The organism is Sphaerisporangium melleum (genome assembly GCF_014646695.1).
Lineage (GTDB): Bacteria > Actinomycetota > Actinomycetes > Streptosporangiales > Streptosporangiaceae > Sphaerisporangium > Sphaerisporangium melleum.
Genome location: NZ_BMNT01000063.1, coordinates 1 through 26,165, shown reverse-complemented (window position 1 = coordinate 26,165; position 26,165 = coordinate 1). Strand labels below are relative to the sequence as shown.

Below are 26,165 nucleotides of genomic sequence, written 5' to 3'. Positions count from 1 at the left end.
GTGAGCGGAGCTCAGGGCCCCTTGTCCGCTGTGGAGTACGGCGGGCGTTCCAACCTGGAGCCCTTCGCCGGAGTTGATTCATACATGGACCGTTACGAGGGGTTCCACGAGTTCGTACGGACCCGTCAGCAGTCGCTCATGCGGACGGCGTACCTGCTCACCGGCAACCCCCATCTCGCCGAGGACCTGTTGCAGACGGTCCTCACCCGTGTCGCCTCGCACTGGACGAAACTCGCCAAGGACGGCAACCCCGAGGCCTACGCCCGCAAGGCCCTGGTGAATCAGACGATCTCGTGGCGCAGGCGCAAGCAGGTCGAATTTCCACGGGCCGAGCTGCCGGAGACGGCCGAACCGGGGCAACCGCACGACGAGGCGACCGCGCGCCGTCTCGCCCTGCGCCACGCGCTGGCGAAGCTCACGCCCAAACAGCGGGCCGTGATCGTGCTGCGCTTCTACGAGGACCGCTCAGAGCACGAGACCGCCCAGCTCATGGACGTCTCGGTCGGCACCGTCAAGAGCCAGACCAGCTACGCGCTGTCCAAGCTGCGCGCGCTCGCCCCGAAGGAGGTGTACCGATGAATGACACGTTGCGCGAGGACCTGCACGCGCTGGCCGAGCAGGCACCCACCGTCGACCTGGCGGCACAGGCGGTGCGAGGCGCGCGCAGGAGACGCGCCGGCCGGCTGGCCGTGGTGGCCGTGACCTGCCTGCTCGCGCTCAGCGGCACAGGCCTGCTGCTCCAGCTGCCTCCCATGGCCCCGACCGTGCTCGCCCGGCCGCAGGCCAAGGCCCTGCCCTTGCCGGCGAAGGGGGTCGGGGCGGTGGAGCAGGCCTTCCGTCCAGGCTGCATCGGAGGCTCGTGCACCGACAGAACGTGGCACATCGTGACGCGCCAGGGCGACACCTATCGACTGGGCAAAGAAACGACCGGACCGCTGGAGGTCACGGCCGACGGCCGCAGGATCGCCTACTACGACGTCAAGCGAGGCGGCATCGTCGTACGCGACCTGGCGAGCGGCAAGACGTGGCAGGCGCCGCTGAAACAGCCCGCGGACGACTTCTCGGTCGAGTACGCGCTGCGGCTGTCGCCCAGCGGGCTGCGTTTCATCGTGTCGGGGTGGGGCGGCCGGCGGGAGCCGAACAAGCTGGTGGACGTGGAACGCGGAACGGTGACCGACCTCAAGCGGGGATGGTGGCCGGTGAGCGTATCGGACGGCTCGGGACCCGTCGTGCTGGCCAAGCCGTACGACATGACCAGCCAGGTGTGGGTGCTCGGCCATGACCCGATCACCATCGGGGACTTCACGTACTCCTACAGCGCACTCGCACCTGACGGACGGACGCTCGCCCGGCTGGGACAGACCGTCGACCGCAACCGGCGACCGATGGTGCGGCAGGACGGATCTCTGGTGACCTTCAGTGCGATACAGGCCGGCCGGGAGAGCCGTACCGTCATCTCCGGATTGCCGGAAGGGCTCCATCCTTCACGGCTCGGGAGCTGGTTGAACGCCACGGAGGTCACCGTGCTGGCCGTCCCCGAGTCGCCGGGCGCCACTACGCCCGCGGTCTACGCGGTGGATGTGCGGACGGGCAAGGCCAGGAAACTCTTCACAGTGCGCGGAGACGGCCAGAGCGTGGTGCCGGGGCTGGTGCGCTGAGCGCGACGACTTCGAGGCGCCTGCCGAGCCCGCGCCGTGGGATCCGGCCGGTGACCGCCGGCGGGGGCTCGACCCGTTGCCCTCCCGCGGCTTCAGGCGCCCACCGGCCCGCTGTGGTCCGTGGCCGCATACACCTGCAGGAGCCTGTCGACTCCGCGCAGGAACGTCTCGCAGATCAGCTCCGGGTCGAACAGGCAGCCGGCGGCCATGGCGCCGTCGCGCATCATCACGAAGTGGCGGGCGGCGGGCTCGGCGCCGGCCTTTTGGATCGTGGCCAGCAGTTCCGTGACGGTTTCCAGGAACCATCGGCGGTGGGCGAGCACGGCCTTGTGCACCGGGGACTGGGCGTCGGGATACTCGGCGGCGGCGTTGAGGAAGGCGCATCCGCGGAAGCCGGGGGACCGGATCATCTGGACGATGGACCGGCTGAGCGCCCGGGTGGTGTCGGCGGCCGATAGCCCGGCGGCGACGGCCTCGTCCGCCTGGCCGCGCATGGCCCGGTCGACCTCACTCAGGTAGGCGAGGACGAGGTCTTCCTTGCCGGGGAAGTGCCGGTAGAGGGTGGCCCGCGTCACCTGCGCTTCGGCGACGATGCGATCGATGCCGACGGCGTGGATGCCCTCTGCGTAGAAGAGCCGGATGGCCGTGGTGAGCAGCCGGGACCGCGCTTCGGACGGCCGGCTCTCGGATGGGCTGGGCATGCCGCCATCCTAGCGGGTAGAACGTTCGGTCTTGACAGCTCGCGCCGCGCATTGCCATGCTGAGCCAAGACAGAACGTTCGGTCTCGTGGGAGACAGAGCCAGGCCATCGCCCTCGCCCACCTGATCGGAAGGCCGGCCCGCTCTCCTCGTCGCTCATCCACCGATAGGACCACCATGACCTCCATCGCTGCTTCGCCCGGCATGTCCGGGACCGCGTCCGCCCTGCGCCGGCTGTACTTCGTCCGGTTCGCGTTCGCCATCGTGTGGGCCCTCGTGATGTTCACGACCGCCGCGAACCTGGGCCCGCTCGCGGTCACCCTGCTCGTGCTCTACCCGCTGTTCGACGTGGCCGCCGCCGTCGTCGACGCCCGCGCCTCGCGCACCACCGGATCACCTGCCCTGCTGTACGTGAACGTCGCCGTCAGCCTGGTCACCGCGATCGGCGTGGCCATCGCCTGCGCGTCCGGCATCCCGGCGGTGCTGCGCGTGTGGGGCGCGTGGGCGATCGTGGCCGGGCTGGTCCAGCTGATCGTGGGCGTCACCCGGCGCACGATGGGCGGCCAGTGGCCGATGATCATCAGCGGCGCCATCTCCGTACTGGCGGGCACGTTCTTCATCGTGGGCGCCTCCGCGCCCGGCCCGACGCTGGCCAACGCGGCCGGCTACGCCATCCCCGGCGGCATCTTCTTCCTCATCTCGGCCTTGCGCCTCGGCCGCGCTGCGAAGGGTGACTGACATGGACGACAGAACCCCTCGAACCGGACACGCGGGCGGCGCCGCGGCGGTCGCCGCTCACCGTCACGCCGGCGCATGCCACGGCGCTCGACGGGGCTGAACGTTTCAGCGCCGCGGCCCGGGCCGCTCGCGGCCGTCGATCGGCTCGTGCGGGCGGGCGGCCGACCGCGTTCGCCCAGGCCGGCGCGGCCTCCGGCGCGGCGCGCGACCGGCCGCCGCGCGACGGATGCTCCCGCCGCCTCCCCTACGGCGAACGCCGTGACGGGCGACCGATCGCGGCCGTCCACCTAATCTTTGGGATCGGGACGCCGGTCGGCGGTGCGCCGCGTGGCGTGCCCGTGGATCCCGCCCCCCGGCCGGCACTTCGACGCGGCCGCCCGTCGTCGCTCGAAAGGACGCCCAGATGAGACGGAGTCTCGCCACTCTCGCGGCCACCGGGCTGGCCGCCGCGCTGGTCGTCTCCGGTGGAGTCGCGGCGGCGACGATGCCGGCGGCGGCCGCCGCCGGGTGCAAGGTGACCTACAAGATCGTCAGTCAGTGGGGCGGCGGCTTCCAGGGCGATGTGGCCATCACCAACCTCGGTGATCCGATCAGCGGCTGGAAGCTGGAGTTCGACTTCCCCGATTCCGGTCAGAAGCTCGGTTCCGGCTGGAACGCCACCTGGTCGCAGTCCGGTGCGCACGTGACCGTTGCCAGCCTGGCCTACAACGGCTCCATCGCCACCGGTGCCACGGCCAGTGGCATGGGGTTCACCGCGACGTCCACGGGCGCCAACCCCGTACCCGGCACCTTCTGGCTCAACGGTGTGATGTGCAGCGGGCCCGTGCCCGTCACCCCCACCCCCACGGTCACCCCGACACCGACCCCCACGCCCACGCCGAGCGTCACCCCCTCGCCGGGCACGCCGCGTCCCGGTGTCGGGCCGTGCACGCCGGGCGCGAGCTACCCCAACCCGCTGCCGTCGTCATCGGTGACCGCCACGAAGATCCGGGACGGGTTCAACTTCCTGGAGGGCCCGGTCTGGGACGCCACCACCCAGACCCTGCTGCTGTCGCTCATGCGCGACGGCACCGGGTCCGAGGGCGTCCAGCCGTCGGACGTGCTGCGATTCACCGAACCGGGCACCTTCGACACCTTCATCGCCGGGTCGGGCAGTAACGGGCTGGCGCTCAGCCGGGACGGCGGCACGCTGCTGGCCGCGACGCACGACCAGCGCAGCGTCTCCTCCTTCCGCCTGCCGGATCGGACGCGGGGCGTAGTGGCCTCCTCCTATCAGGGCCGCGTCTTCAACTCGCCGAACGACCTCACCGTCGGCGCCGACGGCAGCGTGTACTTCACCGACCCCGACTTCCAGCGCGCCAACCGCGCCGACCAGATGTCCGGCCGCACCGGCGTGTTCCGCGTCAAGGACGGCGTCGTCTCACTGATCGACGACACCATCCGCGAGCCGAACGGCATTGTGCTCTCCCCCGACGGCAGAACCCTGTACGTCGGCGGCAACGGCACGGGACGCATCTACAAGTGGCCGGTCAACGCCGACGGCAGCGTCGGGACGCGGGCCGACTTCGCCTCCCTGAACGGTTCGGACGGCGCGACCATCGACTGTGCCGGCAACCTCTACCAGGCCTCCTTCAACGACGGCAAGGTCCACGTGTACGCACCGTCCGGCGCGCAGCTCGGCACCATCTCCGCCGGGCTGAACACCACCAACGTCGCCTTCGGCGGCTCCGACGGCCGGACGCTGTACATCACTTCGGGCACGCCGTCCCGGGGCGGGAACACCGGCAACTTCGGCCTCTACCGCGTCCGCCTGAACGTCCCCGGCTGGCCGTACTGACCTCCCGGCTGCTCGGATTGGACCTGCTCCCCAGGATAAAAGGGGTCAACAAGGTCCGGCTCTACCGACCGGCTGCCGGGCGGGTGACGTCCGCATGTCGTGCAGGCTCTGCACCGCTGTGCCGATGTTCGCCTCAGCGGCGGGCAGCAACGGCAGCCGGACCGCCGGGGTGGGAATCAGACCTTGCGCGTGCAGCACCCCCTTGATCACGGCTGGGTTCGGCTCGGCGAACAGCGCGGTGGACAGTCGCGCGAGCCGGTGTCCCAGCGGCCTCGCATGATCCGCATGTCCGGCCTGCCAGGCATTGGCGAGCGCGACGAACCGCGCCGTGGCCAGATGCGCGGAGGCCACGATGGCGCCGTGCGCGCCGAGCGCCAGCATCGGCGACAGCAGCGTGTCGGTGCCGGCCAGCACGGCGAACCGGTGGGGCGGGTCGGTGAGCAGATCGACGGCGTCGGCGTCGACGGCGTCGGGCGCGTACTTGATGCCGGTCACCGCGTCGATGGCGGCAAGCCGCCGTACCGCTCGGGCGGACAACTGCTGCCCGGTGCGGTGCGGCACGTGGTACACCACCAGCGGCACCGGGCTTACCGCCGCCAGCGCGGCGAAGTGGGCGACCACGCCGTCCTCGCCGGGCCGTACGAACGGCGGCACCAGGCACAACGCAGCGGTCACCGCCGGGTGACCGGCCAGTTCCCGCAGGTCCTCGGCGGTGTTGGCCCCGGCGATGAGCGGCACGCCCCGCCGCAGGCACACAGTGTTCAGCACGTCCAGCACTCTGGCCCGTTCCGCAGCGCCCAACGCGCCGGCCTCGGCGGTGGTGCCCAGAGCCACCACACCGGCGGCACCGGCGGCCAGGACCTGGTGCGCGAGTTCCTCCAGTACCTCGAAAGCCACCGCCCCGGCCCGGTCGAAGGGAGTGATCAAGGGGACGTGCACGCCGGTCAACATCATGCTCTCAGCCTGCCGACCAACAGCCGTAAGATCCAGTTCCGATTACTTCGCCCATCCGTAAGGAAAGCTGATGCTCGAGGTGCGCCGGCTGCGACTGCTGAGCGACTTGGACCGGCTCGGCACGATCGCCGCCGTCGCGGCCCTCCACGCCTACACGCCTTCGGCGGTGTCGCAGCAGCTGGCCGCGTTGGAACGCGAGGCCGGCGTGGCGCTGTTGCAGCGCAACGGCCGCCGGGTGCAGTTCACGGCGGCCGGGCGGGTGCTGGTTCGTCACGCAGCGGCGGTGCTGAGCGCCCTGGAGGAGACCACCGCGGCGCTGGCCGCCGTACGCTCCGAGCCCGCCGGCCTGGTGCGCATCGGTGCCCACCCCACCGCCGTACGCACCGTGCTGCCTGCGGCGCTGGTCACGCTCGGTCGCGACCATCCCGGATTGGAACTGTCGGTCAGCGAGCTGGATCCGATCGCGGTGCCCGCCGCGCTGCGCGACCGACGGCTCGACGTGGGACTACTGCACGACTACGACGTGGTGCCGGCCGCGACCGACCCGGCGCTGGAATCGGTGTCACTGCTCGACGAGACGGTGCACTTGGCGGTCGCGGCGGACGCGCCGGTCAGTGCCCTCGCCGACACCCGCGACACCGAGTGGATCCTGGCCCCCCTGGAACGTTGTGCCACGAGGTCGCCCTAAGGGTCTGCCGGGCCGCGGGCTTCACCCCCCGAGCACGCCACCACATCGACGACTTCGACGCCGTGCTCGCCCTGGTCGCCGCCGATCAAGGGGTCGCGCTGGTGCCCCAACTGGCGACCGTATCGAAGCCCGCGGTACGGCTGATCGCCGTGCCGACCCGGCGGCGCACTCGGATCGGGTATCGCAGTGGTGCCGCCGCGCATCCTGCGGTGATGGCCGTCGTCACCGCGCTACGCGCTTCAGCCGGAGCGTTCGTCCGAGCCTGATCCGCAACTCCGACGCCTCGCCCGTGGCCTCATCTCTTCAACGGCAGCGGTGTGGTCGGGCAGGAGGTCGGCGGCGGCCGTGCGGATCGCGCCGCGGCTCACGCCGTGGTCGCGGGCGAGGGCAGCGATCGAGCGGCCCTCCACGTACGCGGTGCGGACCGTGCCGGTCTTGTCGACCGCACGGCGGGGCGGTGTCCGCCCTTGCTGCCCTTGGCCTCGGCGGCCCGCAGTCCGTCGTGCGTCAGGTCGCGCTGGAGGTCTCGCTGGAGTTCGCCGGCGGCGGCGAGGGTCTGCACCATGAACTTCACGGTGGACAGCAGTTCGCCGGTGCGCGGGTGGCGGGCGGTGAGGTCCATGGCGGAGAACGCGCCTCAGGCCGCGCGGAGGCAGAAGGGGTGTCCGGCGGGGCTGGCGTACACACGGCTGCCGGTGCCGGCGTCTGAGCTGGACTCCTCTGTGGGGCGCAGGCGCGTGGCACCGGCGTCGATGGCGGCGCGGTCTGCGGTCGCGAGGTCTTCAACGCCGAAGTCGAGGTGCATCTGCTGGGGGGCGCCGTCCGGCCATCCCGGGGCGGTGTGTCCGGGGGCGGACTGGACGACGATCACGGGCAGGCCGGGTGCCTGGATGAAGTGGTGGGTGGGTGTGGTGGTGGTCGATCCGCCGAGCAGGCGGTGCCAGAAGGCACCCTCCGTCTCGATGTCGGCGGCGTCGATGATCACGGAGGTCAGGGTGAGGGGCATGATGGTGGTCCTGTTCTTGGTGCCGGCTGGTGTTCAGACGGTGGGGAGGATGCCACCGTCGACGCGGAACTGTGCTCCGGTGAGCCATCTCGCGCGGCTGGAGGCGAGGAAGGCGATCATCTCGGCGACGTCCTCGGGGTCTCCGGGGCGGTGCATGGGGATTTTCAGGTGGTCCACGATCTGGCGGGTGATCTCGTCCCTGGTCACGCCCTGCTGCTCGGCCATGTGCCGCAGGTGGGCGGTGGCGCCGTCGGTGACGACGAAGCCGGGAAGAACGCAGACCACGCGCACTCCGTGTTCGCCGACCTCGGTGGCCAGTTCTCGGCTGTAGGCGTTCAGTGCGGCCTTGGCTGCGGCGTAGGAGGCTTCCGTGCGCTGGGGCAGCCGGCTGGCGATCGAGGAGACGTGCACGACGACGCCGGAGCCTCGCTCGACCATGCCCGGCACCAGGGCCCGGTCCAGGCGCACGGCGCTCAGGAGGTTCATCCCCAGGTCCGCGTGCCAGGATTCGTCCGACCGGCTCAGAGTCGGTGCCGGGGGGCTCGCCGCGCCGGCGTTGTTCACGAGGACGTCCACGCCGCCCACGTGGTCGATGACGCGGCGGCCGAGGTCGGCCACCCCCTCCGGAGTGGAGAGGTCCGCCGGCATGAAGGTGGCGCCGCTGTTCTCTCCGGGCCGACTGCGGGAGGCCGTCAGCACTGTCGCGCCCGCGGCGACGAACCGGCGCACCGTCGCCGCACCCAGGCCCCGGCTGCCGCCGGTGACCAGGACCCGCAGGCCCTCCAGCCCCTCATCGGTGATCGGCATCGGATAGTCCTTCCGTAAGATGAACCTGACTCCGGAAACGATACACATAAACGGAACCGGACTCATCTTATGGAGGTCCCTTGCCGTCACCACGCCCGCTGCGCGCCGACGCGCGCCGCAACCGTGAAGCCTTGCTGTCCGCTGCCCGCGTAGCATTCCTCGCCGGTGACACCGACGCGCACGTGGAAGAGATCGCCCGCAGCGCCGGAGTCGCCGTCGGAACGCTCTACCGGCACTTCGAGACCCGCGAGGCACTGATCGAGGAGGTCTACCGCAAGGAAGTCGACGACCTGTGCGCCGCACCCGAGCAGCTGCTGGAGCACCACGCCCCGGCGGAGGCCCTGCGCCGCTTCCTGCTCCTGCTGGTCGACCACGCGGCCGTGGGCAAAGGCATGTCCGTCGCGCTGGAGAGCATCATGGCGAGCGACTCACCGGTCTTCGGCGACGCCCGTACCCATATGGGCGACGCCCTCACCCGCCTCCTCGACGCCGGCGCCACGGCCGGCACCGTCCGCGGTGACGTCACCGGCCCCACCCTGCTACGAGCCCTGGGCGGTATCTGCGCCATGCGCGTGAGCGACGGGTGGCTCGACGAAGCCCGCCAGATCACCAACCTCCTCCTCGACGGCCTGCGCCACGGCGTCCCGCGCGCGACCTGAGCCGAAGAGCGCGCGGCGTGCTACTCCTGCCCGTCGTCGTCCTCGTCCAGGTCCGGGGCGTCCGCATCACGCGGCGGCCGCAGGGTGCCGGCGACCGGGACGCTCGCGGTGAAGCTGTAGCGTCCGAGCAGGTTCAGGTTCCGGTGCTTGAGCGGGGAGAGCCGGGCGACATCTTCGACGCGGATCTCGTGGCCCTCGGCACGCAGCTGGGCGACGGCCGCGTCGATGTACTTCGTGGTCCACAGCACGATGGTGTTGAGTACCAGGCCGAGCGCGCCGAGCTGGTCCTCCATCCCGTCGCGGTACGCCTGGTGGATGGTGCCGCGCTTGCCGTGGCACACGTCGCGGGCGAGCTTGTGGCGGGACTCCTGCACGGTGAGCTGCCGGTTCATCTGACAGCGGTAGGTGTCGTCCACCGGGTCGATGACCCGCAACAGGTGCTCCGTCTTGGCGATCCGCCCGTACTCGGCGAACGCCGCCCCGAGCGGGGTGGGGCGGCCGTCGCGGCCGAACATGCGCAGCAGGTCGTCGGCGCGGACCTGGTTGGTGACCAGGGGAACCGTGGGATGGTGGTCGGGGCGACCCCACCGAACGCAGGGCGCCCGCGCCGTGCGCGGCGGTGTGCGGAGTACGGACGGTACGGATGCGCCGGCCTGGGCGATCAACCCTGGGAACGGCCGGCCGGAGACCAGATCAGCAGGCCGAGGCACATCTCGTCGCTGGTCCCCTCCCCCCACACGACGTACCGGGGCGGCAGGCCCTGCAGAGCGGGCAGCATCGTGCGCAGCCCCGCGTCGTGGGTGCAGGTCACGCGGAGGGTGTCCCCGGCTTTGACGGTGAGCGGCTTGGGCAGCGGCCGGATCGCCTGGTCGTCGAAGTTGTAGACCGGGATGTCCAGCAGGGTCCGCCCGCCCGGCTTGCCGGGGTTGAGGTCGATCGTGATGGACCTGCCGAGCAGGTGCATGTGCCCGGCGACGCCGTAGATGGTCGCCGGCTGCTCGACGGGGCTGTCACAGTGCTGGGTGGGACCGGGAGGGACGGCCGCGCCCTTGGCGCAGAACTCGCCGAGCATGCCGACCGTCTGTTCGGCCTGCGCTCCGAAGCGGTGGGACAGGTCGCCGACGGCGGCCTTGCGGTCGCACAGCGGACCGGACTCGCCGCTCGCGCACGGCAGCTCGACGGGGGCCGCCAGACGCCCGGTCGCAAGGCGTGTGTAGCCCTTCTCCCCGTCGGCGACCCGCAGCCGTATCGCCGACCGGTCGCTCTGGCCGGGCTTGCCGCCGGTGGCGAGCAGGTTGTAGTGCACCTGCATGACCAGCCGGCTACCGGCCGGCATCGCGTACCCGACCTTCTGCGAGAACAGCGTCTCGTCGGCCCCCGGAGCCCAGTGGCCGACCCAGGCGCCGTCTTGGACGCCGGCGTCGCCGAAGCACGTCCATCCCTCGCCGGGCGTGCGGGCGTCGAGGTCACGGGCGGCCTGCGCCTTGTCCGGGCCGATCTGGAAGATGATCGCGTGGTGCACGATCGCGGTGTTCTGCGGCAGGAACCGGCTGCCGGTCAGGAACGCCGGGCCGGTCAGGCCGGGGTCGAGCAGGAAGCAGCGATATTCGTCGGTTCCTCCCGAGGGGGCGGCCGGGGTGTACGGCCGGGGCGGCTTCAGCTCGACGAACCGCTCGGACGCCCGTAACGGCTTCGGTGGCGGTGCCGTTGACGCTCCCCCGTGGCCGGCGTGCGCAGCGGCGGTCGTGCCCGTGCTCGCCTGCCCGGGCGCCGAGCCCCCGGTGGTGGGTGACGGTCCGCACGCGGCGACGAGAAGTGTCGTGGCGAGTGCGACGGCTGCGCCGGTCAGCATCGTGTGCTTCACTTCGGCTCCTGCTCTTCACCGGGACGGGCCCGGTGAGCTCATGAACCGGCACCGGGAATGCCGGTCCTGGTGGCTCCAGCCTCCCCGTGGGACCGTCGTTCCTCCATACGCCGCTCGGCCGAACCGCTCCTCCGACCGGCGGAGGACATCCCTGAGAAACCCCTGACCTCCGGGCCGCCGAACACACCTCCGGCGGCCCGGCTCGCGGGGTGCGGCTCACTCGGTACGCAGGCCGTCCGGCCGGGTGAGCCGCCACAGCGCGGGCAGGCTCAGCGCGGTCGTCAGCAGCACGGCGGCGGCGCCGAGCCCGGCCGACCAGCCCACCGCGGCCCAGCTGATCGTGACCCGCACCACCGCGATGCGCAGCAGCACGACGCCGAGCCCGAGCCCGAAGCCGACCGCGAGCACCAGCCCGACCAGCACCGGCAGCACGGTCTGCCACAGCACCGACAGGCCGAGCGAACGGCGCGGGGTGCCCAGGGCGACCAGCATCGCCAGCAGCCTGCGGCGTTCTCGCAGCTGCTCCAGCACGCCGACGAGCATGCTGGAGGCGATCAGCAGCAAAGTGACCACGATCCCGAGGTAGAGGCCCCGCCGGATCGAGGCGAACCGGTTGCTCTCCCGAACCGGGGTGAGCGCGGCGACCTGGGCGAGCGGGTCGGCTGCCAGCACGGTGCTGCGCACCCGCTCCAGCGCGTCCGGGTCGCCCGGTACGAATCGGACGAAGGTGGCCGTCTCCCGCTCGGGCAGGGTGCCCGGATCGAGCGCGCCCGGCGTGGCCAGGATGGCGTCGCGGGGGGCCACCGGTCCCTGCGCGCGGGCCGGCACCCGCCGGGCGCCGGTGGGCACCGTCCAGGGGCGGCCGTCATCACCGAGGGCGACCCGGCCGCCGGGGCGGAGCTGTGAGGCCGTGACCGAGCCGCTCTCCGCCGACCGGACCAGGAACGTGTCGCCGTCGGCGCACCGGCCGAGGTCGGCGAACGCGGCCAGTTCGGCGCAGTCGCCGACGAGCAGTTGCAGGCGGTCGGGCCCACCGCGCGGGAGCGCCGCGGCGATCTCGTACGTGCCCACGGCGCCGGCCACACCCGGCGTGCCGCGCAGCCGGGCCAGTGACTCCGGCAGGTCGGTCCGGCCGAAGGTCCGCACGATCGCCTGGGCCCGGGTCACGTCGTCGCCCGCCGTCCTGGACCGGTTCTCCACCGCGGCGAACAACATCTGCAGGCCGATGGTCCCGGCCACCGCGACCGCGATCCCGCCGACCAGGCGGGCCGAGGTGGCGCTGTCCAGCTGGAGCCGCCGCACCGCGAGCTGCCAGCCCACCGGTCCCGCGCCCAGCCGCCGTACCAGCAGGTCGATCAGCCACGGCAGCAGCGCGACCGCGCCGACCAGCACCAGCACCGTCCCGGCGGCGGCCTGGTATTCGGCCGGCGCCGCGGCGACGCCGCCCCCGCCGGCCATCGGGGCGAGCAGCGCCAGGCCGGTGGCCGGCAGCAGCAGCCGCCACCAGATCCGGCGGCGTGGCGGCACCCCGCGGCGGGTCACCCCGAGCGGTTCCACGGCGACGCCACGCAGCGCGGCCAGGTTCACCACGACCGCGAGGGCGGGCACCGCCAGCGCGATCGCCACCACCAGCGGCGGCCAGGGGCGCACGTCCCCCGCGTACAGACTGATGTCCCAGAGGGTGACCAGCGGCACCAGGGCACGGCCGGCCAGGAACAGCAGGCCGCCGGCGGCGAGCCCGAGCAGCGCGGCCACGGCCGTCTCCCCGGTGGCGATCCGCCGGGTCATCCGCCGGTCGGCGCCGATCAGCCGCAGCGCCGCCAGGCGCCGGTCCCGGCGTTCCCCGCCGAACCGCACCGCGGCCCCGATGAACACGGTGATCGGCAGCAGCAGCACCACGAAGATGATCACGATGAGCAGCGTCAGCATAGGGCCGAAGGGCTCGTGGGCCGGCTGTGGTTCACCGAACCGGTCCAGCCGGACCGCCCGTCCACTGCCGAGCGTGTCGCTGCCCAGGTAGAAGGCGAGCTCGCCCGGCCCGAGCAGCCCCTCGTCGCCGATCACACCGGTCACCCGCGCACCACCGAGGCGCGGCGCGAACAACGGCCCCTCCGGCGAGTCGAGCAGGTCTCGCAGCGCGGGTGACACCACCGCCTCGCCGGCCCGGGGCAGTGCCACCAGCCCCGGCGGCACCGGGGCGTCCGGACCTTCGGCGCGCACGAGGTTGCCGTACACCTCCTGGTCGCGGAACGTCGTCACCACGCTAGCGATGAGCACCGTGCCGGGGCCGGCCGGCAGCACGTCACCGGCGTGGAAGCCGGCGCGGGCCTGGCCGCGCTGCTCACGAGACTGCAGCGCGCCCGGCACCGAGGCGGCGAGCAGCAGCAGCGCCACACCGACGCCCACGCCGACCGCGGTGAACAGGGTGCGGGTCCAGCCGTCCCGGCCGCCCGCGACCGCGAACCGCGCGCCGAGCAGCACCTCGCTCACCACGTGCGCTCCAGGTCCCTGGTGCGGCCGTCGCGGACGACGACCTCGCGGTCGGAGTAGCCCGCCACCCGGGGCTCGTGGGTGACCAGCACCACCGCCGCGCCGGTCTCCCGGGCCGCCGCGGTGAGCAGCCGCATCACCCGCTCGCCGTTGAGCGAGTCGAGCGCGCCGGTTGGCTCATCGGCGAACACCACCTGCGGCGTGGTGACCAGCGCCCGGGCCACCGCCACCCGCTGGCCCTGCCCGCCGGACACCTCGCCCGGCCGCTTGCCGGCCACGTCGCCGACCTCCAGCCGGTCCAGCCACTGTGCGGCCCGGCGCTCGGCCTCCCGCCTGGGCACCCGCTCCAGCCGCAGCGGTAGCGCGACGTTCTCCACGCACGTCAGCTCCGGTACGAGCTGCCCGAACTGGAAGACGAACCCGAACCGGGTGCGGCGCAGCGCGCTGCGCGCCGCGTCCGGCATGCCGGACAGCTCCCGGCCGTCGTATCGCACCTGCCCGGAGTCCGGCACCACGATCCCGGCCAGGCAGTGCAGCAGCGTCGACTTCCCGGACCCGGACGGCCCCATGATCGCCACCACCTCCCCGGCCCACACCGCCAGCGAGGCCCCCTCCAGCGCCGGCGTCGGCCCGTAGGACTTGTGCAGGTCCGCCGCGACCAGCAGCGGCGAGCCGGTCACGAGCGCACCCGCGCGGCCAGGTCGTCCAGCCGCGCCGAGGTCAACTCCAGCCAGCGCAGGTCGGCCTCCAGGTGGAACAGCGCGTGATCGCAGATCAGCTGTTCGGCCAGGTCGCCCTCGGCCTTGCGCCGCGTGAGCTCGCGCATCAGCCGCAGGTGCTCGGCCCGTTGCACGTCCAGCAGGTCGGCGGCCGGCCGGCCGGTCAGCACCGCCAGCACGATCTTGGTGTACAGGGTGTTCTGCAGGTACGGCTCCGGCTTCTCCGGCGTGCCGAGCCAGCGTCCCACGTCGGTCACCCCGGCCGAAGTGATCGCGTACCGCTTGCGTTCCGGTCCTTCGCCCGGCTCGACCCCGTCCAGCTCGACGAGCCCGTCCTTGAGCAGCCGCGACAGCGTCGCGTACACCTGCCCGTAGTGCAGCGGCCTGGCGTTGCCGAACCGGTCGTCGTAGGTCCGCTTGAGGTCGTACCCGTGCCGGGGGCCGGACTCCAGGAGCCCGAGGAAGGTTTGTCCGAGTGACATGGAGAGGACTATACACATCATGTATACATGCCATGTACACCCAGGTCAGAGATGATCTCGCTCGATGATGGTGGCGCCGGGCAGCCGCCGGCCGGCTGGACGGAGGCCCCTGCCGAGGCGCGGAGATGACCGCCCAGCGGCTGACGCCCCTGGCCGTGGCGCCGGCCACGGCCAGGGGGGCCAGGACCATGCGTCCGCGGTGCCGCTCGTCTCGATCCCGGTAGCCCGAGTGCCCAGGCGGCGCGTGGTGCCGGTGACCGCCGGCCGAACCGCTCGCCGGGCCGGCGGAGCGGGTCGCCGTGTCACACCGGCGGCGGGGTGAGTCTGGTGGCCACGGCGTCCAGGACCCAGTCCAGGCCGGTCGCGAAGGACGTCGCGGCGTCCGGCTCCGTGCCGTCGTGCACCGCCTTGGCCAGCGCGGGAAACCGGCCCGTGGCCAGCATCCTGCTCACATGCGGGCCGAAGGCGCGCTGCCACTCGCGCTTGGACAGGCCCGTGGCGCGCTCGGCCCGCAGGTCGGCGACCTCACGCCTGATCGCGCCGGTGGTGTAGGCGCTGACGGTCTCCACGGCGCGCATGACGGTGTCGATGTCGGCGAGGCCGTCGAGGGCGGCCAGCGTGGCCTCGGCCACGGCGAGAGCGTTCGGGCCCAGAGCCGGACGGCCGCCGAGCAGGTCGGCCAGCCACTCGTGACGGAGGGCGGCCTGCCTGGTGCGATGGGCACGGACGCGCAGCACCTCCCGCCAGTCCCCGGGCCGCTCCTCGGGCAGGATCTCGGCGTGGACCTCGTCCACCATGAGGTCGAACAGCTCCTCCTTGGTGGAGATGTACCCGTACAGCCGCATCGGGCGGGCGTCCAGCCGGGCGGCGACCTTGCGCAACGACACGGCCTCCAGCCCGCCATCGTCGGCCAGCGCGATAGCTGCGGCGATGATCCGCTCCCGGCCGAGCGGCGCGGCACGGAACCGCGGCTCAGGCCGGTCCCAGACAGTCATGGCCCCCATCGTACTGTTGCGATATGTCGTATCTGCCATTTACAGTACGACCTTATGATACAGCGTATGATACGGCGTATCGCTGTGGTCGGAAGCGGCCCCGCGGGTCTCACTTTCGCCCGCGTCCTGCACCGTCACGGCCACCCCGTCACCGTTCTCGAACGCGATGCCTCGCCCGGCGCCCGTCCCCCGGGCGGCACGCTCGACCTGCACGAAGGGATGGGCCAGCTCGCGCTGAGCAAGGCGGGGGTGCTGGCGGAGTTCGAGGTGCTGTCGCGTCCCGAAGGGCAGTCCATGCGCATCCTGGACACCGACGGGACCGTCCTTCGCGACTGGCGGCCCCGTCCCGGCGAGCGGGCCAATCCCGAGATCGACCGCGGGCAACTCCGGGACCTGCTGCTCGGCCCCCTGGACGTCCGGTGGGGACGGAGCGTGACGAAGGTGGTGCCGGGCACCCGGGACGGCGTGCTGGTCCATTTCGCGGACGGGCGGCAGGACAGGTTCGACCTCGTGGTCGGCGCGGACGGCGCCTGGTCCCGCGTCCGCCCGGCGGTGTCCTCCGCGACGCCGCAGTACACCGGCGTCACCGCGGTCGAGACCTCCCTGGACGACGTCGACACCCGCCACCCCGACCTCGCCCGGCTGATCGGCGACGGTTCCCTGGCCGTGTACGGCGTGAACCGCGGCCTGGTCGCCCAGCGCAACAGCGACGGCCACGTCAAGGTGTACGCCCAGTTCCGCGCGCCGCTGGACTGGCAGGCCAACCTGAAGCGGCGCGCAGGCCTGGACCGGGCGGGCGCACAGGCCGTTCTCGCAAGCCTGCTGCCCCTGTTCGACGGCTGGGCCGCTCCCCTCCTCGACCTGCTGCGCCGCGGCACCACCTTCGTCCCCCGCCCTCTCCATGTCCTGCCCGTGTCCCACACCTGGGCCCACGTCCCCGGTGTGACGCTGCTGGGCGACGCCGCCCACCTGATGCCCCCACTTGGCGTGGGCGCGAACCTCGCGATGCTGGAAGGCGCCGAACTCGCCGAGTCCGTCGCCACCGCCGGCGATCTGGACGAGGCCGTCGGTGCCTTCGAGGAACGGATGTGGGCCCGGGCCGGCAGGTGGGCGAAGATCACGGCGGCCGGTCTGGAACGCCTCGTGAGCCCCGACCCCGCCCAGGCCATCGCCCTGTTCGACGAAGTCCAGCGATCCTGACCGGCCCTTGCGGCAGGCGCCACGGCGACGCTGCCCTACGAACCGCCGAGAGCCTCGGTGTAGCGGCGGGCCAGGGTGGCGATGTGGGCGGCCAGCTCAGGTGGGCCGTCCACACGGAAGTCCATCATCAGCATGCTGAGGTAGATGGCGATGGTCTCCAGCGCGTCGGCGCCGGTGACCAGGACGCAGGTGTGGGAGTCGACCGCTTCGACCACACCGACGGCGGGGTTGATGCGGGCGATCACGGTCTCGGCGGGAGCGAGGACCGTGACGCGGGCGTGGACCTTCCAGCCGGTCTGCGCCACTTCGCGCAGGACGAAGGCGACGAGGTCGTCATCGGGCAGGGAGCGGGCGGCGAAACGGCGGGACGCGGACCGCAGGCGGGTCAGGTCGGCGACGGGCAGCGCCCGCCAGGCGTGCGCGCCGAGGTCGTAGGCGACCAGGAACCAGCGGCGGCGCCAGCTGATCAGGCGATAGGGCTCCACCTCGGTCTCGGTGCCGGCATGGGCCACCAGCAGAGTGGCGCCGTCACGGATCGCGCCCGCGGCCACCGTGAGGGTGGCGGCGGGCACCGGGGCGTCCGGCTCGCGGGAACCGACCGTGGCGGGGCCGACCGCGGTGGCCGCCCGCAGCGCGGTCACCTTGCGCTGCAGGCGTTTGGGGAGGATCTGCTGGAGCTTGGCGAGCGCCCGGGTGAGGCTGGCGTCGATGTCGGCGATCCCGGTGGAGCCGTCCTCGGCGAGGCCGACGGCCACCGCCACGGCCACCGCCTCGTCGTCGTCGAGCAGCAGCGGGGGCATCTTCGCGCCCTGCCCGATCCGGTATCCGCCCACCGCGCCGCGTTCGGCGTGCACGGGATAGCCGAGTTCACGCAGACGCTGAACGTCGTGCCGCAGTGTGCGTTCGGTGATGCCGAGGCGCTCGGCGAGTTCACGGCCGGTGTACGACCGGTCCTGCAGCAGGGACAGCAGGCGCAGCACGCGGGTCGTGGTCGCAGCCATCGAGATCTCCCCCTCGCCGGGCGCTATTAGGCACGAAAGTAGCCTAATAGCCTCCTAGGGTTGGTGTCACAGGCAAGAAAGAGATCGAAAGGCGAGATCATGAACACCATCGGCACCGCCACCGTCACCTCCCTGCGGCCGGTCTGGCGTGAGGTGCTGACCGCCTCGTACCGGGCTCTGGAGAACAGCGTCGCGGAAGTGGGCGAGGACCAGTGGGACGACGCCACCCCGTGCTCGCAATGGACGGTCACCCAGGTGATTCAGCACGCCGCGGGCGACCAGCTCGCCTACGCCAAGATGCTCGGCATCGGAACCGGCCCGGCCTACGACCCCTTCTCGCCGTCCGGAACCGTTGACGGCACCGCGGCACAACTGGTGAAGGACGCCATCGAGCAGACCCGCGCGGCGTGGGCGACGGTGCCGGACGACACCGAGACCGTTCCGACGCCGCTGCCGCACGGTGACCTGCCCACTCCGGTCGCGGCGGTGATGTGCGCGCTCGACGCCGCCGTGCACGCGTGGGACATCGCGATCGCCACGGGCCGGCCCTCCCCGCTCGACGAGGAGCTGGCGGGTCACCTTCACGCCGCCGCGCGGGAAATCGTGGAACCGCTGCGCCAGTGGGGCGCCTACGCTCCCGTGGTCGAGGCCGCCGACGCCCCTTCCGCCACCCCGGTCGCCGACGACCTGCTCCGCTACCTCGGCCGCACCCCGCGCTGACGAAGCCCCAAGCCCCCCTGCGGCGGGGGTGGGCGCTGACCGGGGACCCCGCACCCGGGGGCTCAACTGCGCTTCACCGCCGTCGCCGGCACCTGCTCCTCCCTCTGACATCGATGTTTCAACTCAGATGAAAAGACGTTGTGCGACCGCGGCGGCGATGGCCAAGATAAAGGAAATCGACCGCCACGACCCGGCTCAGCGAAATGGGGGTCCCGTCCCGAATCAGGGATCGAGAGATTGCCCGGGAAAGGCGATGGCGCGTCGTACGGGGGGAGGAGCTCGGCATGCGGTTGCACCGACGAACTGCTGCCATGCTGGCGGCGGGGACCGTGCTGGCGGCGGCATTTTATGTGCTGAACGAGCCGGTTTTCGGTCAGGCAGGGGATGCGTCGGTCGACGCCGCTCGACCGCTCACCGAGCGGGAGAAGGATCTGCTGCACGACGCCGAGAAACTGCTGACGCGTTCCTGTATGGCGTCCCACGGCTTCAAGATGTGGACGTTTCCGCGGCGGCCGATACCCGAAGACCGCGACTTTCCGTATGTCATCGACGATGTGCGGTGGGCCTCCCGGCATGGCTACGGCAGAGACATCCAAGCCCGGCGCGATCAATTGCGCACATCCGATCCGAACCGGCGGTACTTCGATGATCTGCCGCCGGAGCAACAGCGCAGAGCGTTGGACGCCCTCCACGGCAGCCGATCCGCCAGACGTCTGGAGGTCACGGCACCGAACGGCCTGACCGTCGGCCGGATCGACGACGGCTGTGTCGCACAAGCTCAAAAGGACCTGTACGGAGACCTGAATGTGTGGTTTCGGGTCACCACCGTGACCGATGCACTCAATGGAATCCGCCAAAGGCAGGTCATCGCCGACGCCGATTTCACCGGGGCGGCCAAGAGATGGTCCACGTGCATGCGCAAAAAGGGGTTCGATTATGCCGATCCCTATGAAGCGCGCACCGCTTTCCTGGCTCCCGGCAAGGCCACCCCGAAGGAAGGAGAGATACGTGCAGCGGTCGCTGAGGCCGGTTGCGCGACGAGCAGCGGGCTCTCTGCCACGGCCCGCAGTCTGGACCAGAAATACGGCGAGCGACTGCGGCGCGCCTACTCAGGCGAGGAACGTACCCGGCTGCGACTGGAACTCGACGGGCTGGCACGTGCTCGTTCCGTCGTCGCGGCCGAATGACACCCGGCGGAGCCATCCATCCGAGAAGAGAAGGCGAGGACATTGAACAGAAGCAGCACCGCCCTGGCGACCTTGGGCGTCGCCGTCCTGGCACTGCTCACCGCCCCCGGCGTCGCACAGGCGGCCGCCCCACCGACGCCCGCACCCGTCTCAGCGGCGGCCCCCGATGGCTATCTCTACGCATGGGACGGTCCCAACAGAACCGGCGACTGGTGCCGCTGGCTCGGCGACGACCCCGACTGGGGCACCTGTTCCGGCACCACGACGTCGATGCGCAAGCGGGCAAGCTCCGTGGATAACCGCGGCTACGCCGGCGCGTACGAAGACGTCGATCTTTTCTTCGAAACGAATTACCGCGGCTCCCACATGTGCCTGTGGAACGGTCGATATTTCAGCAATTGGACCGCCATCTACTTTCCTTGGGACGGTAAACTCGGCCAGGGCCAGTCGGTGGACAACAATATCGCCAGTCACCGCTGGTCGAACAACTGCTGAAGAGCGGCCGTAGAACAGCGCTGAGATCTCGGCGTTCCGCAGTATCCGGCGATGTGGCCGAGCACGGTGCATGACCCATCGTGCCAACGACCATGACGACCACAGCGATGGCTGAGCCCGGATGCGCAACGAGCAACGGACTCTGCCACAATCCGCCGCCTGGACCAGAGATACGGCGAGCAACTTCGGCGTGCGTACTCAGGCGAAGTACGTACCCGGCGCGACTGGAACTCGATGCGCTGGGATGCGCTCGTTCCATTCAGACCAGATAGCACCCGCTTCAACCATCCATCGAAGGAGAGAACAATGAACAGGACCAGCACCGCCCTGGCGGCCTTAGGAGTCGCCGTCCTGGCACTGCTCACCGCCCCCGGCGTCGCGCAGGCCGATGCCACACCGTCGCCCGACCCCATACCAGTCGCGCCGGCGGATAACACACCGTCGCCCGCCCCCGTTTCAGCGGCGGCCGCCGATGGCAACCTCTATGCATGGGACGGTTACGACAGAACCGGCGCCTGGTGCCGCTGGACCGGCAATGACAGCAATTGGGACAACTGCTCCGGAAACACGACGTGGATGCGCAATAGGGCAAGCTCCCTGGAGAACCGCGGCTACGCCGGCGCGTACGAAGACGTCGACCTCTTCTACTCGCCGAATTACGGCGGCTCCCACATCTGCCTGTGGAACGGTCGCTATCTCAACAATCTCAGCGGCATCTACTATTCTTGGGACGGTAAAGCCGGTCAGGGCCAGACGACGAACAACAACATCGCCAGCCACCGCTGGTCGAACAACTGCTGACGGCCGGCGGCAGAGCAGCGCCGCCGTCTTCGTGATCTGAGCAAGCCGCAGCATCCGGCGAAGGACTCCCGGCTCCGCGCGACAGCTGGAGCCGGGAGAGCGATCCCGCTCCGGATGCTGCGGCTTTCGCGTCCACGGGCCGGCCGGTACGGCCCTGCTGGCTGAACCGGATGACCGCCGCCGAAGCGGCATCGCCGTGGTGGTGGTCCCTCGGCCGGGTAGCGGCAGCGGGCCGGCCGAAGCCACGCCGAGGGGCCTTTGCGGCCCTCGGCGGTCGCATCCGGCGGTTGCCCGATATCGGCGGAGCCGTCGAAGGCCATCCTATGAGGCGACCATGCCCGCCCTGTAAAGCTTTATGTCAGGACGCGGTCAACAGCTGCGACACAAGAGTTCGCCGGATATCGGGCTGTGCCATCGAGCCTTTTCGGGTGGCGCCACTTATGAATTGACTTTGAGCAGGTCGGCACCGAGAGGGGTGAGCGTGTGTATCACCGTGTTGCCCTGGCGATTGGAGTTGATCAGGCCGGCTTCGCGCAGCGTGGTGGCATGCTGGCTGGCGCTGGACGGCGTGCCGCTGATTCGCCGGGCCATCTCGCTGGTGGTGCAGCCGCCCTCGATGACGCGCAGGCAGGCCGCGCGGGTGGTGCCGAGGAGGTTCGCCAGCGTCTGGAACCTGTGGGTGTCGTCTTTGAACCACCATTCCAGGTTGCGGGTGGCCGGGTAGACGAGCACAGGCGGCAGATCGGGGTCGATGAGGCTGACCGGGACCCGCCAGCAGAACGCCGAGGGCAGCAGCAGGATGCCCCGCCCGTCAAGGTGGATCTCGTGCTTGACCGGATAGTCGACCTCCAGGACCGGCCGCCTCCATCGCATGGTGGGCCCGAGCCCGCTGAGCAGCCCTTCGGGGCCGCTGTCCAGCAGAGACCTGGCGTGCATGGCCCGTTCGAAGTCGACGACGCCCTGCATCACCGGCAGGTGCGGCGCGACGACCGTCGCGTGGTAGCCGCGAAGTGCGCTCGCGAGCAGGGTGAGCGTTTCCACGCGCCCATCCGCCAGTGGGCTCAGCCACGAGGGCACCGTCGGCAGGACCGCGACCTCACGGCGCAGCCGGTGCCGCGGCGTGTTCAGCATCGCCTCGATTCCCGCCTCCATTCCCGCGGACGCCTGCGCCGGGGTCAGGAAGTCCGGGAAGTCCCCTACCGGCGGGACGAGATGGCGCAGCATCAGCAGCTGTTCTCTGGGCAGGTCGCGGAGCGCGGTCCGGGCCTGCGCCCGCCATGGCGCGAGAGCGACACGGCTTTCCGTGGAGGCGAGTAAGCCGATACTGAGTATGACCTCCCACAAAGGATCGGGCCGACCGGCCACGCGAATACGATGAAGGTCCTCATGCGTGAAGAACACTCGAAGCACTGCACAACCCCCGTGGGCAAGCCGCCCGGCTGAACCATTGACGCCCCGTTGTCCCTGTTGTTCCCCGTAATAGATTATTCGCCGACAATGCGGAGGAATGTCAAGGGTCGCGTAACACACGAGGAAGAAACATGGTTACGTGATTCTCCGCACAAGAGATGTCCGGGCCCCCGGCGACATCCGCCGATCGATGGGACGCGCTGCCCCAGTGAGGGCTGATTCGTCATCGAGGCCGCCGGCCAGGTCATCGCGGGTCTGGCGGCCGGCCGTGCCCCGCGGCCTCGGCCGGCCGCTTCGCGGGACCGATCCCGGCGGGCGGCTCTCACACGCCGGGTCCCACGGGACCGGTCGGCCGGCGTTCAGCGGGCAGAGGTGTCGATCCGTACGCGGCCGTCGTCGTCGCCGGACAGGAACGACGCCAGCGCCTGCGCCTCCTCGGTCACGTCGGCGTGCTCAGACCGCGACAGCCGGCGCAGCGGAGTGACGGTCACCGTTCCGGCGTCGGTGCCGGCCGCACCGGTCCAGGTCGCGGCGACCCGGCCGTCCACCAGGACGACGCGCGCACCCGCGACCGACAGGCCGCGGTGGGCGTCGTCCACGATCCGGTCGCGGTCGTGGTAGCCGAGGAGCGCGTTGTCGAACGCCGGCAGGAACCGCACCGGGGCGGGGGTGCCGGGATCGGGACGCGGCGCGTCGGGCAGGTCCAGCAGTTCCCGTCCCCGCTCGTCCCGGAAGGCGAGCAGTTCCTCGCGTATCGCGGCCACCGCCGCCGGCAGTCCGGCCAGGCCGCACCAGGCGCGCAGATCGGCGGTGGCCGCCGGGCCGAACGCGGCCAGGTAGCGCCGTACCAGCGCCTGGCCGACCGGGTCGGAACCGCCGGCGGCCGGCGGGTCGATCTCACGGCCCAGCCAGGAGGAGAGCAGCGCGTTGCGCACTCCCGCCCGCGTACGCCACAGCCCGCGTGGCGGGAGTTGCACCATCGGCAGCAGGGCGGCGACCAGCATCTCCCCCAGCGCCCGGTGCCCGGGTGCCGGCCAGCGGTCGGCGAGCGCCCGCGCGAGCTCGCCCATCGAACGGGGCCGGCCGTCGGCCATGACCGCCCGGCCCGCCGCCGCGAGCTCGTCGAGATCCACCCCGTCGAGCTCGCGGCGGTAGGCCCCGAGCACCCGCCGGCGCAGCATCATGCCGTGGCGGGCCCGCCAGGCCAGGGCATCGTCGGCGGTGAGCAGATGCACGGTGCGGCGCATGAGGTGCGTGCGCACCACGTGCCGCCCGGCCAGCAGGCCGGAGAGCACCGCCGGGTCGAACGCGCGCAGCCGCGACCAGAGCCCGACGAACGGTTCCTGCGGTTCCTGCGCCTGCAGGCCGCACAGGTGCGCGACGGCGTCCAGGACCGGCACATCGGCGCGGTCGAGGAGCAACTGCCGGGCGAGCGTCGCGCGGTTGAGCGCCCGGGTGCCGAGAACGGTCATCGCCGCACTCCGTGGCCCGCTCGCCGCCCGGTCGCCTGCGCGGCGACGTACGGGTGAGGCCGGGGCGGGGTGTGGGGGCGGGCCCGGACACCCGTCCGCGCCGGCTCGCGCGTCTTCACGCCTGACGTCGTTCCTTTCGGTTGCAGTATGACCTCGAGGTCGTCACGGCGGCGGTCGGCGTCAGCCGGCCTGCCGCCCATCGAGCGTCTCGCGGAGGATGTCGGCGTGCCCGGCGTGCTGGGCGGTCTCGGCGATGAGATGCGTCAGCACCCGGCGCACGCTGAACACCTCTCCCGCCTGGTGCCAGGGCGCCTCGGGCAGGGGCCTGGTGGCCGACAGGTCGGAGACCGCGGCGATGATCTCCCCGGTCCGGGCGGCGACCCGCTCGTAGCGGCCGAGGATCTGCGCCAGGGTCTCGCCGGGCCGCATCTGGAAGTCCTCGCGGTGGTCGATCATCCACTGCGGGTACGCGCGTGCGGTCCCGGCCGCGATATCGGCCCAGGTCACCCCCTCGGGCAGGTCGTAGCGCATCGCCGACGGGCCGTGGACCACGAACCGCAGCCAGGTCTCCTCCATGGACGCCACGTGCTTGACCAGGCCGCCCAGGCACAGCGCGCTGACCGTCGGGCACTGGCGGGCCTGCTCGTCGCCGAGCCCGCGGGTGCTCGCGGTCAGGGCCGCTCGCGCCGTCGCGAGCTGGGCGAGCAGGTCGGCCCGCTCCGCGTCGAGGGATGCGGGGAGGGTTGTCGTGGTGGTCACGGTGCTGGGCCTTTCGGTCGTCCGCGTCGTCTGAACGAGGACCACGCTCGCAGGAGAAGCGGCCAGGATGTGTCCTGTTCTTCGGGCAGAATGCCGGACATGCCGAAGACCTCCGGGCGACTACTGGCCCTGCTGTCGCTGCTGCAGGTACGCCGTGACTGGCCGGGCGCGCTGCTGGCGGAACGCCTCGAGGTCAGCCCGCGCACCGTGCGGCGTGATGTCGACCGCCTGCGCGAGCTCGGCTATCCGATCGCCGCCGCCAAAGGCCCCGACGGGGGGTACCGGCTGGACGCCGGCACGCGGCTGCCGCCGCTGCTGTTCGACGACGAGCAGGCCGTCGCGCTCGCCGTCGCGCTCCAGCTGGCCACCACCGCCGGAGCCGGCATCGAGGAGGCCGCGGCGCGCGCGCTGAACACCGTCCGGCAGGTCATGCCCGCCCGGCTGCGCCGCCGCATCGACACCGTCCAGGTCACCGTCGTCGAACGGCCCGCCGGCCGGATGGTCCCGCAGGTCGACAGCGGTGTGCTCGCGGCACTGAGCGCCGCCGTCCACGCCCGCGAGGTGCTGCGCTTCGACTATCCCCCGCGACCGGGAGAAGAGGCGGACGGCGCCGCGCCGCCGCCGCGCCGGGTGCAGCCCCATCACCTGGTCACCTGGAGTGGACGCTGGTACCTGGTGGCCTGGGATCTCGACCGCGAGGACTGGCGCACCTTCCGCGCCGACCGGATCAGCCCGCGCCCCCCTGCGGGACCCCGCTTCACCCCGCGCGAGCTGCCCGGCGGCGACGTGGCCGCCTTCGTGTCGGACCGTTTCCAGGGCTCCGGCGGCTCCGGCGGCCGGCCGTGCGTCGGCGAGGTGATCCTCGACCTGCCCGCCGCCGCGGTGTCCCGCTACACCGGTGAGGGGGTGGTGGAGGAGCTCGGCCCGGCCCGTTGCCGCCTGGTCCTGGGCTCGTGGTCGTGGGCCGGTCTGGCCGCCGCGGTCGGCAGGTTCGACGCCGACATCGAGGTCGTCGGCCCGGCCGAGCTCAGAACCGCTTTCGCGCACCTGGCCCGCCGCTACGCCCGCGCCGCCGGCGATCCGGGGTGGGAGGGCGAGGCCGGCGCCGGTGCCCGCCGTCGTACGGACCGGGCGGCGCCCTGAGCACGGCCGGCCGCGCAGGCCGGCGACGACCTCCGGGGCACATGGGCCGCCGGTCCCGGATGCGGAGTCTTTGGGGGTGGCTTGACGATTTCCGCGTGTGCGTGCAATCCTGATGGCGGGTTTGAGGTTGACAATCTGTATACGCGTGGACATTTGTCTGCATTTTGCTTTATGCTGCCCTTCCACGCTCGCCCTCGGCATCCCACCCCTCCGCAACGGCTGTGATGTCGCCCGGCGTGCACGTAGTCGGTCCGCCGCGAACCCTCGGAAGGACATCTTTTGGCAGCCTCGCGCAACGCCTCCACCGTACCCGCCGGTCCCCGTCGCGTGTCTTTCGCGCGCATTCAGGAGCCGCTCGAAGTTCCCGATCTTCTCGCCCTG

Annotated in this window: 26 protein-coding genes and 1 pseudogene; 12 read left to right on the top strand and 15 right to left on the bottom strand. The window is 71.6% G+C overall.

The features are described 5' to 3' along the window. The first annotated feature begins 84 nt into the window (after positions 1 to 84). Both IEY93_RS35095 and IEY93_RS35090 read left to right on the top strand, forming a co-directional pair. Entirely contained in the window at positions 85 to 579 is a 495-nt protein-coding gene (locus IEY93_RS35095; RefSeq protein WP_189167486.1) for a SigE family RNA polymerase sigma factor, read from the top strand. Next, on the top strand, positions 576 to 1,658 hold the full coding sequence (locus IEY93_RS35090) for a hypothetical protein (RefSeq protein WP_189167485.1): 1,083 nt from the start codon (positions 576 to 578) through the stop codon (positions 1,656 to 1,658). The genes IEY93_RS35095 and IEY93_RS35090 overlap by 4 nt, the downstream gene beginning before the upstream one ends. Positions 1,659 to 1,750: 92 nt before the next feature. On the opposite strand, the gene IEY93_RS35085 is transcribed toward IEY93_RS35090, so the two are convergent. Beyond that, positions 1,751 to 2,359, bottom strand: a complete 609-nt coding sequence (locus tag IEY93_RS35085; protein WP_189167484.1) for a TetR/AcrR family transcriptional regulator — start codon at positions 2,357 to 2,359, stop codon at positions 1,751 to 1,753. Between the two features lie 175 nt (positions 2,360 to 2,534). Between IEY93_RS35085 and IEY93_RS35080 the strand changes: the two genes are divergently transcribed. Both IEY93_RS35080 and IEY93_RS35075 read left to right on the top strand, forming a co-directional pair. Next, positions 2,535 to 3,095 carry a hypothetical protein gene (locus tag IEY93_RS35080; RefSeq protein ID WP_189167483.1) on the top strand — a complete coding sequence of 187 codons (561 nt, stop codon included), beginning with the start codon at positions 2,535 to 2,537 and terminating at the stop codon, positions 3,093 to 3,095. A gap of 403 nt (positions 3,096 to 3,498) precedes the next feature. Beyond that, positions 3,499 to 4,932 carry an SMP-30/gluconolactonase/LRE family protein gene (locus IEY93_RS35075; RefSeq protein ID WP_203968604.1) on the top strand — a complete coding sequence of 478 codons (1,434 nt, stop codon included), beginning with the start codon at positions 3,499 to 3,501 and terminating at the stop codon, positions 4,930 to 4,932. A gap of 45 nt (positions 4,933 to 4,977) precedes the next feature. On the opposite strand, the gene IEY93_RS35070 is transcribed toward IEY93_RS35075, so the two are convergent. After that, positions 4,978 to 5,886, bottom strand: coding sequence for a dihydrodipicolinate synthase family protein (locus IEY93_RS35070; protein WP_189167482.1), 909 nt, complete (start codon positions 5,884 to 5,886; stop codon positions 4,978 to 4,980). A 70-nt stretch (positions 5,887 to 5,956) separates the two neighbouring features. Between IEY93_RS35070 and IEY93_RS35065 the strand changes: the two are divergent. Continuing rightward, positions 5,957 to 6,840: pseudogene (locus IEY93_RS35065) on the top strand (LysR substrate-binding domain-containing protein). Positions 6,841 to 6,938: 98 nt separating this feature from the next. Here the strand turns inward: IEY93_RS35065 and IEY93_RS35060 are convergent. Genes IEY93_RS35060 through IEY93_RS35050 form a run of 3 tightly spaced genes read right to left on the bottom strand, consistent with a single transcriptional unit; the run spans position 6,939 to position 8,387 of the window. Beyond that, positions 6,939 to 7,196, bottom strand: a complete 258-nt coding sequence (locus IEY93_RS35060; RefSeq protein ID WP_203968605.1) for a hypothetical protein — start codon at positions 7,194 to 7,196, stop codon at positions 6,939 to 6,941. A gap of 15 nt (positions 7,197 to 7,211) precedes the next feature. Further along, complete coding sequence (locus IEY93_RS35055; protein ID WP_189167481.1) at positions 7,212 to 7,580, bottom strand: VOC family protein; 369 nt, start codon at positions 7,578 to 7,580, stop codon at positions 7,212 to 7,214. 33 nt (positions 7,581 to 7,613) lie between these two features. Further along, the gene (locus tag IEY93_RS35050) at positions 7,614 to 8,387 is read right to left on the bottom strand and encodes an oxidoreductase (RefSeq protein ID WP_189167480.1); all 774 of its coding nucleotides are present in this window, start codon (positions 8,385 to 8,387) and stop codon (positions 7,614 to 7,616) included. 80 nt (positions 8,388 to 8,467) lie between these two features. On the opposite strand from IEY93_RS35050, the gene IEY93_RS35045 reads away from it, so the two are divergent. Next, positions 8,468 to 9,046 carry a TetR/AcrR family transcriptional regulator gene (locus IEY93_RS35045; protein ID WP_189167479.1) on the top strand — a complete coding sequence of 193 codons (579 nt, stop codon included), beginning with the start codon at positions 8,468 to 8,470 and terminating at the stop codon, positions 9,044 to 9,046. Between the two features lie 20 nt (positions 9,047 to 9,066). Here IEY93_RS35045 and IEY93_RS35040 read toward each other — a convergent pair whose 3' ends face one another. From IEY93_RS35040 to IEY93_RS35015, 6 genes are all read right to left on the bottom strand, one after another. Beyond that, positions 9,067 to 9,711 carry a Tn3 family transposase gene (locus IEY93_RS35040; protein WP_203968606.1) on the bottom strand — a complete coding sequence of 215 codons (645 nt, stop codon included), beginning with the start codon at positions 9,709 to 9,711 and terminating at the stop codon, positions 9,067 to 9,069. Then, positions 9,708 to 10,910: a monooxygenase gene (locus tag IEY93_RS35035; RefSeq protein WP_229691730.1), complete on the bottom strand. Its 1,203-nt coding sequence runs from the start codon at positions 10,908 to 10,910 to the stop codon at positions 9,708 to 9,710. Before IEY93_RS35035 ends, IEY93_RS35040 begins: the two co-directional genes overlap by 4 nt. 216 nt (positions 10,911 to 11,126) lie before the next feature. Beyond that, on the bottom strand, positions 11,127 to 13,400 hold the full coding sequence (locus IEY93_RS35030; protein ID WP_203968607.1) for an FtsX-like permease family protein: 2,274 nt from the start codon (positions 13,398 to 13,400) through the stop codon (positions 11,127 to 11,129). Continuing rightward, positions 13,397 to 14,080, bottom strand: coding sequence for an ABC transporter ATP-binding protein (locus IEY93_RS35025; protein WP_189167477.1), 684 nt, complete (start codon positions 14,078 to 14,080; stop codon positions 13,397 to 13,399). Before IEY93_RS35025 ends, IEY93_RS35030 begins: the two co-directional genes overlap by 4 nt. Next, entirely contained in the window at positions 14,077 to 14,601 is a 525-nt protein-coding gene (locus IEY93_RS35020) for a PadR family transcriptional regulator (RefSeq protein WP_189167476.1), read from the bottom strand. Before IEY93_RS35020 ends, IEY93_RS35025 begins: the two co-directional genes overlap by 4 nt. Before the next feature lie 302 nt (positions 14,602 to 14,903). After that, positions 14,904 to 15,596, bottom strand: a complete 693-nt coding sequence (locus IEY93_RS35015) for a TetR/AcrR family transcriptional regulator (protein ID WP_189167475.1) — start codon at positions 15,594 to 15,596, stop codon at positions 14,904 to 14,906. 66 nt (positions 15,597 to 15,662) lie between these two features. Between IEY93_RS35015 and IEY93_RS35010 the strand changes: the two genes are divergently transcribed. Continuing rightward, on the top strand, positions 15,663 to 16,796 hold the full coding sequence (locus IEY93_RS35010; protein WP_189167474.1) for an FAD-dependent oxidoreductase: 1,134 nt from the start codon (positions 15,663 to 15,665) through the stop codon (positions 16,794 to 16,796). 35 nt (positions 16,797 to 16,831) lie between these two features. Here the strand turns inward: IEY93_RS35010 and IEY93_RS35005 are convergent, their stop codons facing one another. Beyond that, positions 16,832 to 17,797: a helix-turn-helix transcriptional regulator gene (locus IEY93_RS35005; protein WP_189167473.1), complete on the bottom strand. Its 966-nt coding sequence runs from the start codon at positions 17,795 to 17,797 to the stop codon at positions 16,832 to 16,834. Between the two features lie 99 nt (positions 17,798 to 17,896). Between IEY93_RS35005 and IEY93_RS35000 the strand changes: the two genes are divergently transcribed. The 4 genes from IEY93_RS35000 to IEY93_RS34985 all read left to right on the top strand — a co-directional run bounded on the left by IEY93_RS35000 (position 17,897) and on the right by IEY93_RS34985 (position 21,000). Next, entirely contained in the window at positions 17,897 to 18,517 is a 621-nt protein-coding gene (locus tag IEY93_RS35000) for a TIGR03086 family metal-binding protein (protein WP_189167472.1), read from the top strand. A gap of 284 nt (positions 18,518 to 18,801) precedes the next feature. Continuing rightward, positions 18,802 to 19,704, top strand: a complete 903-nt coding sequence (locus tag IEY93_RS34995; RefSeq protein WP_189167471.1) for a hypothetical protein — start codon at positions 18,802 to 18,804, stop codon at positions 19,702 to 19,704. Between the two features lie 42 nt (positions 19,705 to 19,746). Then, complete coding sequence (locus IEY93_RS34990; RefSeq protein WP_189167470.1) at positions 19,747 to 20,199, top strand: peptidase inhibitor family I36 protein; 453 nt, start codon at positions 19,747 to 19,749, stop codon at positions 20,197 to 20,199. A gap of 306 nt (positions 20,200 to 20,505) precedes the next feature. After that, entirely contained in the window at positions 20,506 to 21,000 is a 495-nt protein-coding gene (locus IEY93_RS34985) for a hypothetical protein (protein ID WP_189167469.1), read from the top strand. Positions 21,001 to 21,438: 438 nt separating this feature from the next. Here IEY93_RS34985 and IEY93_RS34980 read toward each other — a convergent pair whose 3' ends face one another. From IEY93_RS34980 to IEY93_RS34970, 3 genes are all read right to left on the bottom strand, one after another. Beyond that, on the bottom strand, positions 21,439 to 22,401 hold the full coding sequence (locus IEY93_RS34980; protein WP_203968608.1) for an ArsR/SmtB family transcription factor: 963 nt from the start codon (positions 22,399 to 22,401) through the stop codon (positions 21,439 to 21,441). Positions 22,402 to 22,769: 368 nt separating this feature from the next. After that, a complete protein-coding gene (locus IEY93_RS34975) occupies positions 22,770 to 23,882 on the bottom strand; it encodes a winged helix DNA-binding domain-containing protein (protein ID WP_189167467.1) in 1,113 nt (370 codons plus the stop codon). A 180-nt stretch (positions 23,883 to 24,062) separates the two neighbouring features. Next, the gene (locus IEY93_RS34970; RefSeq protein ID WP_189167466.1) at positions 24,063 to 24,641 is read right to left on the bottom strand and encodes a DinB family protein; all 579 of its coding nucleotides are present in this window, start codon (positions 24,639 to 24,641) and stop codon (positions 24,063 to 24,065) included. Between the two features lie 99 nt (positions 24,642 to 24,740). On the opposite strand from IEY93_RS34970, the gene IEY93_RS34965 reads away from it, so the two are divergent. Beyond that, positions 24,741 to 25,784 (top strand): helix-turn-helix transcriptional regulator, encoded by a 1,044-nt coding sequence (locus IEY93_RS34965; RefSeq protein WP_189167465.1) that lies wholly within the window; start codon positions 24,741 to 24,743, stop codon positions 25,782 to 25,784. Positions 25,785 to 26,165: the final 381 nt, after the last annotated feature.